Origin of the sequence: Limnohabitans sp., from assembly GCF_044361645.1 — a bacterium.
Classification (GTDB): domain Bacteria; phylum Pseudomonadota; class Gammaproteobacteria; order Burkholderiales; family Burkholderiaceae_C; genus Limnohabitans_A.
Map to the genome: position 1 here is coordinate 1 of NZ_JBIKIL010000137.1, position 9692 is coordinate 9692.

A 9692-nucleotide genomic window follows, 5' to 3' on the forward strand; every position below is an offset into this window, starting at 1 on the left:
AGAGCGTCGCAACACGGCCTACCACGAATCGGGCCACGCGCTGATTGGCAATCTCTTGCCCAAGTGTGACCCGGTGCACAAGGTCACCATCATCCCCCGTGGCCGCGCCCTGGGTGTGACCATGAGCCTGCCTGAAAAAGACCGCTACAGCTTTGACAAAGAGTTCATGCTCAACCAAATCAGCATGTTGTTCGGAGGACGCATTGCCGAAGAAGTGTTCATGAACCAAATGACCACGGGCGCGAGCAATGACTTTGAGCGTGCCACCTCGATTGCCCGCGACATGGTGATGCGCTATGGCATGACCGACGCGCTGGGCCCCATGGTCTACGCTGAAAACGAGGGCGAGGTGTTTTTAGGCCGCTCGGTCACCAAGACCACCAACATGAGCGAAGCCACCATGCAAAAGGTGGACTTGGAGGTGCGCCGCATCATCGATGCGCAATACAGCCTGGCCCGCAATCTGATCGAAAGTCACAGCAGCCAAATGCACGCCATGGCCAAGGCCTTGCTGGAGTGGGAAACCATCGACAAAGACCAAATCGCTGACATCATGGCGGGCCGCGACCCTTTGCCGCCCAAGGACTGGACACCCCGCAATCCCCCATCGGGTGGCAACAGCGGCGGTGCAAACCCAGTGGTTCAGCCAGAGCCTGCCACCACCGCAGCTTGATGGCGCAAGGCTTGCGCAGCCGGTCAACGGGGCCTTCGGGTCCCGTTTTTTATGCTTCTTTTGTATTGGTTTGATTTGGCCTGAGCATGCATTGGCAAACCACCCGTTTTAATTTGGATCTTTCCATCCCCATGGTGATGGGCATTGTGAATCTGACCCCCGACTCCTTTTCAGACGGCGGCCAGCATGCGCAGGGCTCAACGGCTTTGCGTCACGCAGAACGGCTGTTGCGCGAAGGTGCAGGCATTTTGGACGTGGGGGCTGAATCCACCCGTCCAGGTGCCCAACCCGTGGCGCTGGCGCAAGAGTTGGCGCGATTGCTGCCCTTTTTGCGTGAGGCGGTTCGCTGGCAAGTGCCGATTTCAGTCGATACCTACAAGCCTGAGGTGATGCAGGCCGCTTTGGACTTGGGTGTGGACATCGTCAATGACATCTGGGCCTTGCGCCAGCCGGGTGCCCTGGAGGTGGTGGCGGCGCATGCGTCATGCGGGATTTGTTTGATGCACATGCACCGCGAACCACAGACCATGCAAATGGACCCTCTGCGTGGTGATGTGCTGGCCGCGGTCACAAGCTTTTGGTCCGAGCGCATTCAGGCCTTGCAGGCCATGGGGGTGCACCGCAATCGCTGGGTGCTGGACCCAGGCATTGGTTTTGGCAAAACCGTGGCACAAAACTTCCAGCTGCTGGCCCGCCAATCTGATTTGCTGCAAGCGGGAAGGCCCTTGTTGGTGGCGTGGTCGCGCAAATCGTCTTTGGCCGCCGTGTTGGCTCGGGATGGTCAAGTTCCACCGCCTTCTGAGCGCTTGTCTGCCAGCGTGGCAGCGGCATTGCTGGCCGTGGAGCGCGGCGCTTCGGTGGTCCGGGTCCACGATGTCAAGGCCACGCTGGACGCGATCAAAGTCTGGCAGGCGCTGCAGTAGCCGGTTCAAATGCCCCATTGCGGGCCCAAAACGCAAGCTTTGCGTGATGAGACGCCCGCCTGGCCGTCAGCTTGCAAGCCGCACTGGGTCGTTAAAATCAGGCCAACCATTACAAAAAAAAGGATAGTCTAATGTCGCGACATTATTTCGGAACCGACGGTATTCGCGGTACGGTGGGTCAAAGCCCCATCACACCGGACTTCATCTTGCGTTTGGCGCATGCAGTAGGCCGCGTTCTGAAGTCCCAGGAGGACCATCCGGTGGTGTTGATTGGCAAAGACACGCGCATCTCTGGTTACATGCTCGAAAGTGCACTCGAATCGGGCTTCAATTCTGCCGGCGTTGACGTGGTTTTGCTGGGGCCTGTGCCCACGCCTGCGGTGGCTTATTTGACGCGCGCTCAACGTGCATCGCTGGGCGTCGTGATCAGTGCAAGCCACAACCCTTTTGCCGACAATGGCATCAAGTTTTTCAGCGCCCAAGGCCAAAAATTGTCAGACGCTTGGGAGGAGACGGTTGAAGCCAGTTTGCTGGGTGATCCAGTTTGGGCGCACTCTGCGGCTTTAGGCAAGACACGCCGCTTGAACGATGCGGCAGGCCGCTACATTGAATTTTGCAAAAGCACCTTCTCCAACGATTTGACGCTCAAGGGTTTGAAAATTGTGGTGGACGCTGCCCACGGGGCGGCTTACCAAATTGCACCCAAGGTCTTCCATGAGTTGGGGGCGGAGGTGATGGCCATCGGTTGTGCGCCCGATGGCCTGAACATCAACCAAGGGGTTGGCGCGACCCACCCCGAGGCTTTGGTGCAAGCGGTCCAGCAGCACCGCGCCGATTACGGCGTGGCCTTGGACGGCGACGCCGACCGCTTGCTTTTGGTGGACGCCACAGGGCGCTTGTTCAATGGCGATGAACTGTTGTACCTGATGGTCGCTGACCGGTTGGCCCGCGACGAGACCGTACCGGGCGCCGTGGGCACTTTGATGACCAATTTGGCCGTCGAGTTGGCCCTCCAACAGCGCGGGGTGCAGTTTGTGCGCGCCAATGTGGGCGATCGGTATGTGCTGGAGGTGTTGCACGAGAAAGGCTGGTTGCTCGGTGGCGAGGGCTCGGGCCATTTGCTGGCCTTGGACAAGCACACCACCGGTGACGGTTTGATCAGCGCGTTGCAAGTCTTGCAAGCCTGTGTGGGCAGCGGCCGGACCATGGCGCAGTTGCTCGACGGCGTGAATTTGTTTCCGCAAACGCTCATCAGCGTTCGGCTGGCAGAAGGTTTCGATTGGCAAAAGCATGCCCCCTTGTGGGCGGCCAAACAGGCCGTCGAGGCCGAGTTGGGCACTGCGGGGCGGGTCTTGATCCGCGCCAGCGGGACGGAGCCTTTGGTGCGGGTGATGGTTGAGGCGCGCGACGCGGAGCAAGCCCGGCACTGCGCTGAGCGCATGGCGGCCACACTCGTCTGAATCCCGTTGCGCTGAGGCCCTGTGCTGCTGTTGGGACGGTGCGGCGTTTCGCTGTGTCAACTTGCAGGACTTGCCTAAGCCGGCCTTGGCGCAGGGCGCAATCCCTCAGTAAATCAGGCGGTCAGGCTTGATCTCTTGCAAGATGGTGGTGGCGATCTCTTCGATCGACTTGGTGGTGGTGGACAGCCAACGGATGCCGGAGCGGCGCATCATGGCCTCGGCTTCCGAGACTTCCATGCGGCAATTTTCGATGCTGGCGTAGCGCGAATTGGGGCGGCGCTCGGCGCGGATTTCGGACAAACGATCGGGGTGGATGCTCAGACCGAATATTTTCTTGCGGTGTGGCACCAAGGCTGGCGGCAGTTGTTTGCGGTCAAAGTCTTCGGGAATCAAAGGGTAGTTGGCAGCTTTCAGACCATGCTGCATCGCCAGGTAAAGGCTGGTGGGGGTTTTACCGCTGCGGCTCACGCCCACCAAAATCACCTCGGCCGACTCCAGATCGCGGTTCGATTGCCCGTCGTCGTGCGCCAGCGAGAAGTTGATGGCTTCGATCCGGTCATGGTATTCCTGGCTTTTGCTCACATCCGAAAAGCGCCCAACCCGGTGGTGGGACTTGATGCCCAACTCGGCTTCCAGCGGGTTGACAAAGGTGCCAAACATGTCCAGCAACATGCCCTGGCAGTGTTCTTGCAGCACCTTGAGCACATCCATGTTCACCAAGGTGGTAAAGACAATGGGCTTTTTACCCTCGGTTTCAGCCGTGTGGTTGATTTGCCGGACAGCTTGGTGCGCTTTGTCAATGCTGTCGGTGAAGGGCAGTCGGACATGGCGGGTTTTGGTGTCGAACTGGGCAAGAATGGCGTTGCCAAAAGTCTCGGCTGTGATGCCGGTGCCGTCGGAGACGAAAAAAACAGTGCGATTGGGCATGCGGTGGATCAATTTCAAATGCGGTGGTCAACAAGACCCCTAGAATCGGTCGATTATCCATGGCGACACAGCTCAGCGGTTCCATCACAAGAACAAGTCATACCACTGAGCTGCGCCTTGGTGCCCGGTTTTAACTTTGGAGCTTTGTATGTCTGATCTTTTCAGTGAGACCGCTTTGGTCGTTCCCTTTGAGCTGTTGCGCATGACCGATGTCGAGTCGGTAGGGGGCAAAAACGCCAGTTTGGGGGAGATGATTTCGCAGTTGCCCTCAGGGGTACGCGTGCCCACGGGCTTTGCCACCACGGCCCACGCCTTTCGCCAATTTTTGGCGTTTGGGGGCCTGGCGGATCGCATCAAGACCCGTTTGGACGCTTTGGACACCGACGATGTGCGCGCTTTGACCGCTGCGGGTGCCGAAATCCGCGCCATGGTCGTGGCCCAGCCCTTCCCAGCCGATTTGGCGCAAGCCATTCGCGAAGCTTTTGTGCGGCTGCAGGGCAGCAACCCAGAGGCGTCTTTTGCGGTGCGCTCCTCGGCCACCGCCGAAGATTTGCCCGATGCGTCCTTTGCGGGCCAACAAGAGACTTTTCTGAACGTCGTGGGCATCGACGACGTGCTGCACAAGATGAAAGAGGTTTTCGCCTCGCTGTACAACGACCGCGCCATCAGCTACCGCGTGCACAAGGGTTTCGCCCACGCCGACGTGGCGCTGTCCGCTGGCGTGCAGCGCATGGTGCGCTCCGATTTGGGCGCGGCCGGGGTCATGTTCACCATCGACACCGAGTCGGGTTTTGAAGACGTGGTGTTCATCACCTCCAGCTACGGTTTGGGTGAAACTGTGGTGCAGGGCGCGGTGAACCCCGACGAGTTTTATGTGCACAAACCCATGCTGGCTGCGGCTAAGCGCAGCGTCATTCGCCGCAACCTGGGCTCCAAGTTGATTGAGATGGTGTTCGCATCGCCTGAGGAAAAAGTCGCGTCGGGCAAGCTGGTGAAAACCACCGACGTGCCCACCGAGCTGCGCAACCGCTACAGCCTCACCGACGACGAGGTGGAACAATTGGCTCGGTATGCGGTGGTGATCGAGCAGCACTACGGCCGTCCGATGGACATCGAGTGGGGCAAGGACGGCAGCGATGGCCTGCTCTACATTTTGCAAGCACGCCCCGAGACTGTGAAAAGCCAGGCCAAGGGCACGCCCGAGCTGCGCTACAAGCTCAAGGGCAAAAGCGCCATCCTCGCTGAGGGCAGGGCGATTGGCCAAAAAATCGGCACCGGCCCGGTGCGGCGGGTCGTCGACATCAGCGAGATGGACCAGGTCCAGCCCGGCGATGTGCTGGTGACCGACATGACCGACCCGAACTGGGAACCCGTGATGAAGCGTGCCAGTGCCATCGTCACCAACCGGGGCGGGCGCACCTGCCATGCCGCCATCATTGCCCGCGAGCTGGGCATTCCGGCCGTGGTGGGTTGCGGCAACGCCACCGAGCAACTGGGCGAGGGCACCTTGGTCACCGTCAGTTGTTCAGAAGGTGACACCGGTTATATCTACGACGGTTTGCTGGAGACCGAGGTCAGCGAGATCCAACGCGGTGTGCTGCCCGAGATCAAAACCAAAATCATGATGAACGTGGGCAACCCTCAGCTGGCCTTTGACTTTGCCCAATTGCCCAACGCCGGTGTGGGCCTGGCCCGCTTGGAGTTCATCATCAACAACAACATCGGCGTGCACCCCAAGGCCATTTTGGACTACCCGGCCATCGACGCCGACCTGAAGAAGGCGGTGGAGTCGGTGGCCCGTGGTCACGCCTCGCCCCGTGCTTTTTACGTCGACAAAGTGGCCGAGGGTGTGGCCAGCATCGCCGCCGCATTTTGGCCCAAGCCGGTCATCGTGCGTTTGTCCGACTTCAAAAGCAACGAGTACCGCAAATTGATCGGTGGCAGCCGTTACGAGCCGGAGGAAGAAAACCCGATGTTGGGTTTCCGCGGCGCTGCGCGCTACATCAGCCATGACTTTGGCGAAGCCTTTGCCATGGAGTGCGAAGCCCTCAAGCGGGTGCGCGGCGAGATGGGCTTGAGCAACGTGCAGATCATGGTGCCCTTTGTGCGCACCTTGGGCCAAGCCGAAAAGGTCACCCAGCTGTTGGCCAGCCAGGGCCTGCGCCGCGGCGAAGAGGGCCTCAAGCTGATCATGATGTGCGAGGTGCCCAGCAACGCGATTTTGGCCGAGCGCTTCCTTGAATTCTTCGATGGTTTTTCCATTGGCTCGAACGACCTGACCCAGTTGACACTGGGCCTGGACCGCGATTCCGGCTTGGAATTGCTGGCCGCAGATTTCGACGAACGCGACCCGGCCGTGACCGCCTTGATCTCCCAAGCCATACAGGCCTGTTTGGCGCAGGGCAAATACATCGGCATTTGCGGCCAAGGCCCGTCAGACCATCCGGATTTTGCGCGCTGGTTGATGGACCAGGGCATCAGCTCGATTTCACTGAACCCCGACACGGTGATCGAGACTTGGACCCAGTTGGGCCGCTGAGCCCAGCAGAGCCCCTGATCAGGCCAGAGCGATGAGTAAATCGATGCAAGAGGCCATGTCTTCGGCCTACCGTTGGCGCTTGCATCGCAACGTGCTGCTCTACGTGGTTTTCTTGCTGGCCTTGATTGCCAGCATGGCTTGGGCCGAGCGTGCAGGCTTGTCGCGCAACCTGATTGGGCCTATTTTTCTGTTCAGCACGGTCATGATTTACGCCTTGATCGGGATTGCGGGCAGAACCTCCGACGAAGACGAGTACTACGTGGCCGGCAGGCGCATACCGGCCATGTACAACGGCATGGCCACTGCGGCTGACTGGATGAGCGCTGCCTCTTTCATCAGTTTGGCGGGTGCACTTTATCTGCAAGGATTTTCCGGCAGTGGCAACCAGCCCGGCGGATTGGCCTACGTGATCGGTTGGACCGGTGGGTTTTGCCTTGTGGCCTTGCTGATTGCGCCGCATTTGCGCGCCATGCGTCTGTACACGCTGCCCGATTACTTTGACCAGCGTTACGGGGGCCATTGGCCCCGCGTGATCGCGGCTTTGGCATCGGTCTTGTGTTCTTTCACCTATGTGGTGGCGCAAATTTATGGCATTGGCCTGATTGCCTCACGTCTGACGGGGGTGCAGTTTGAGATCGGCATTTTGTTGGGCTTGGGAGGGGTTTTGTTGTGCTCCTTTCTGGGGGGCATGCGGGCCATCACGTGGACCCAAGTGGCGCAGTACATCATGCTGTTGCTGGCCTTTTTGATCCCCGTGTCTTGGTTGGCCTACAAACAACTGGGCAATCCGGTCGCACCTTTGGTTTACGCGGCCCAGCTGTCCGCCATTGCCGACATTGAAAAGCGCCTGTTGAACGATCCGGCCGAGTTGGAGGTTCGGCACGAATACGCTCAAAGGGCCAGGATTTTTGCTTTGCGTTTGCAAGATGTAGACACGGCCATGGTTCTTTTGCGCCAAGAGTTGGAGGAGAAAATCCGGGTGCTCAAAGCTCAAGGGGCTGATTTTGCTGCCGTCGCCCAAGTGCGACGCGAGCTGTTGGCGGTGCCCCATGACCCCTCGGCAGCGCGTGAGTTGTGGACCCGCGCCATGCACGACAACTCAGAGCGGGCGCAGCCTTTGGGTGGCATGCCCCCACACACCCAAGCCTTCATGGGCGAGCCCGATGCCGATTTTGCGCTGGGCCAACTTTTCAGCCAATCGCGCATGAACTTTTTGGCCTTGGTGTTTTGCTTGATGATTGGTACGGCAGGCTTGCCGCATTTGCTGACCCGTTTTTACACCTCGCCCTCGGTGGCTGAGACGCGCAGCTCGGTGGCTTGGTCATTGTTTTTCATTGGGCTGATTTACCTGAGCGTGCCGGCTTTGGCCGTGTTGGTCAAATTTGAGGTGCTGAATAATTTGGTGGGCAGCAGTTTTTCAGAATTGCCCAGTTGGATGGCGCAATGGGCAAGGCTGGACTCTGCTTTGTTGTCATTTTCGGATGTCAACGGCGATGGCATTTTGCAATTGGGCGAACTCAAACTGGGGGCCGACATGATCATGTTGGCCACGCCTGAGATGGGCGGTATGCCCTTCGTGGTTTCTGGTTTGGTGGCCGCTGGCGGCTTGGCCGCCGCTTTGTCCACAGCCGATGGCTTGCTTTTGACCATCAGCAATGCCTTGGTGCGCGACATGCGCCATAGCGGTGGCAAGCGGCCCCAATCTTCAGAGGGTCGGGTGATTTTGTCCAAATTCGCCTTGTTGGCCGTGGCCATGTTGGCCTCGGTGGTGGCGGCTTTCAAGCCGGCTGAAATCTTGGCATTGGTCTCGGCCTCTTTTTCTTTGGCGGCTTCGGCATTCTTTCCAGGCATGGTCTTGGGCATGCTTTGGCGGCGCGTTCATCGCTGGGCGGTGGTGCTGGGCATGTTGTCAGGTTTGGGGGTGACCATTTTTTACATGCTGGTCAATGCGCCGAGTTTTCGCCACTTTTGGAGACTCGACCCCTTTGATGGCTTGTGGTGGGGCATTCAGCCCATGTCGGCGGGTGTCTTTGGTGTCCCGCTTGGTTTTGCTGTCATGGTTGTGGCCACCTGGCTCATCCCGCAGCGGCTGGTCAGCCCCGCCCAGCCTTCTCAGTCCTCTACAACGGGGCAGGTCAATCACTATCCTGGGCTGTGATGTTCGGGCTATAATCACAGGCTTTACCTTGCTGCACCCCGACAGACGCTGGGGGCAGCTGATCCAACCATTTTTTGGTTTAACCTCAAGGAGTCTCAATGCGTCATTACGAAATCATTTTGCTGATCCATCCCGATCAGTCCGAACAAGTTCCCGCCATGCTGGAGCGCTACAAAGGCATGATCACTGCCGGCGGTGGTCAGATCCACCGTGTGGAAGACTGGGGTCGGCGCCAGTTGGCCTATCAGATCAACAAGCTGGGCAAAGCCCACTACCTGTGCGTCAACATCGAAGCCGATCAGGCGGTGATGGCCGAGCTCGAGCACGCGTTCAAATTCAACGATGCCGTGCTGCGTCATCTGACGGTGCTCAAGAAAAAAGCCGATGCCGGTCCTTCGTCCATGATGAAGACCGTCGAGCGGGAAGAGGCCCGCAAATCCCAACAAGCCGAATTCGCCGCTTGACACCCACTTGTTGAGGCGTGAACCGCACCGAACTCCATGCCAGTATTGCCGAGCAAGCTGCTTTGCGATACACGCCTGCTGGTTTGCCCGCACTTGATTTGATTTTGGAGCATGCCTCTGACATCGAAGAAGCCGGGCAAATGCGCAAAGTCCAGTTGAAACTTCGTGCCTTGGCCTTCGGGTCTCTGGCAGAAAGACTGGTCAAGCAAGCGGTTGGCAGTGTTTGGACGTTCAAAGGCTTTTTGGCCACCCCTCGACAAGGCAAAAGTGTCGTGTTGCACATTCAAGAGTTTCAGCAAGTTTAATTTCAGGAGGCCCCATGGCCACGTTCAAAAAATTCAACAAAGACAAGCGCCCCAAGCGCAACACCCAGTCATTGCTCTTTAAACGCAAGCGCTTTTGCCGCTTCACCGTGACGGGCGTCGAAGAGATCGACTACAAAGATGTCGACACCTTGCGTGACTTCATCGCCGAAAACGGCAAGATCATCCCCGCTCGTTTGACTGGCACCCGTGCCATCTTTCAGCGGCAGCTCAACACCGCCATCA

Annotated in this window: 8 protein-coding genes and 1 pseudogene; 8 read left to right on the plus strand and 1 reads right to left on the minus strand. The window is 58.7% G+C overall.

Annotated elements, in window-relative coordinates; all coding sequences use genetic code 11:
- The 3 genes and pseudogenes from ACIQ39_RS16755 to glmM all read left to right on the plus strand — a co-directional run.
- Positions 1-673 (plus strand): annotated as a pseudogene (locus tag ACIQ39_RS16755) (cell division protein FtsH); the annotation flags it as partial.
- Between the two features lie 86 nt (positions 674-759).
- On the plus strand, positions 760-1596 hold the full coding sequence (gene folP, locus ACIQ39_RS16760; RefSeq protein WP_396435739.1) for a dihydropteroate synthase: 837 nt from the start codon (positions 760-762) through the stop codon (positions 1594-1596).
- Positions 1597-1727: 131 nt separating this feature from the next.
- A complete protein-coding gene (gene glmM, locus ACIQ39_RS16765) occupies positions 1728-3056 on the plus strand; it encodes a phosphoglucosamine mutase (RefSeq protein WP_396435740.1) in 1329 nt (442 codons plus the stop codon).
- Between the two features lie 105 nt (positions 3057-3161).
- Here glmM and ACIQ39_RS16770 read toward each other — a convergent pair whose 3' ends face one another.
- Positions 3162-3983, minus strand: coding sequence for a pyruvate, water dikinase regulatory protein (locus ACIQ39_RS16770; RefSeq protein WP_396435741.1), 822 nt, complete (start codon positions 3981-3983; stop codon positions 3162-3164).
- 148 nt (positions 3984-4131) lie between these two features.
- Between ACIQ39_RS16770 and ppsA the strand changes: the two genes are divergently transcribed.
- The 5 genes from ppsA to rpsR all read left to right on the plus strand — a co-directional run.
- Positions 4132-6522 carry a phosphoenolpyruvate synthase gene (gene ppsA / locus ACIQ39_RS16775; protein WP_396435742.1) on the plus strand — a complete coding sequence of 797 codons (2391 nt, stop codon included), beginning with the start codon at positions 4132-4134 and terminating at the stop codon, positions 6520-6522.
- A gap of 31 nt (positions 6523-6553) precedes the next feature.
- The gene (locus ACIQ39_RS16780; protein WP_396435743.1) at positions 6554-8680 is read left to right on the plus strand and encodes a VC_2705 family sodium/solute symporter; all 2127 of its coding nucleotides are present in this window, start codon (positions 6554-6556) and stop codon (positions 8678-8680) included.
- Positions 8681-8778: 98 nt separating this feature from the next.
- Positions 8779-9144 (plus strand): 30S ribosomal protein S6, encoded by a 366-nt coding sequence (gene rpsF / locus ACIQ39_RS16785; RefSeq protein ID WP_396435744.1) that lies wholly within the window; start codon positions 8779-8781, stop codon positions 9142-9144.
- Positions 9145-9161: 17 nt separating this feature from the next.
- A complete protein-coding gene (gene priB / locus ACIQ39_RS16790; protein WP_396435745.1) occupies positions 9162-9449 on the plus strand; it encodes a primosomal replication protein N in 288 nt (95 codons plus the stop codon).
- A 14-nt stretch (positions 9450-9463) separates the two neighbouring features.
- A partial coding sequence (gene rpsR, locus ACIQ39_RS16795; protein WP_396435746.1) for a 30S ribosomal protein S18 occupies positions 9464-9692 on the plus strand: 229 nt, incomplete at its 3' end.

Coding starts and splice junctions, on each gene's coding strand:
- folP (WP_396435739.1), top strand. CDS start 760: ATGCATTGGCAAACCACCCGTTTTAATTTGGATCTTTCCATCCCCATG.
- glmM (WP_396435740.1), top strand. CDS start 1,728: ATGTCGCGACATTATTTCGGAACCGACGGTATTCGCGGTACGGTGGGT.
- ACIQ39_RS16770 (WP_396435741.1), bottom strand. CDS start 3,983: ATGCCCAATCGCACTGTTTTTTTCGTCTCCGACGGCACCGGCATCACA.
- ppsA (WP_396435742.1), top strand. CDS start 4,132: ATGTCTGATCTTTTCAGTGAGACCGCTTTGGTCGTTCCCTTTGAGCTG.
- ACIQ39_RS16780 (WP_396435743.1), top strand. CDS start 6,554: ATGAGTAAATCGATGCAAGAGGCCATGTCTTCGGCCTACCGTTGGCGC.
- rpsF (WP_396435744.1), top strand. CDS start 8,779: ATGCGTCATTACGAAATCATTTTGCTGATCCATCCCGATCAGTCCGAA.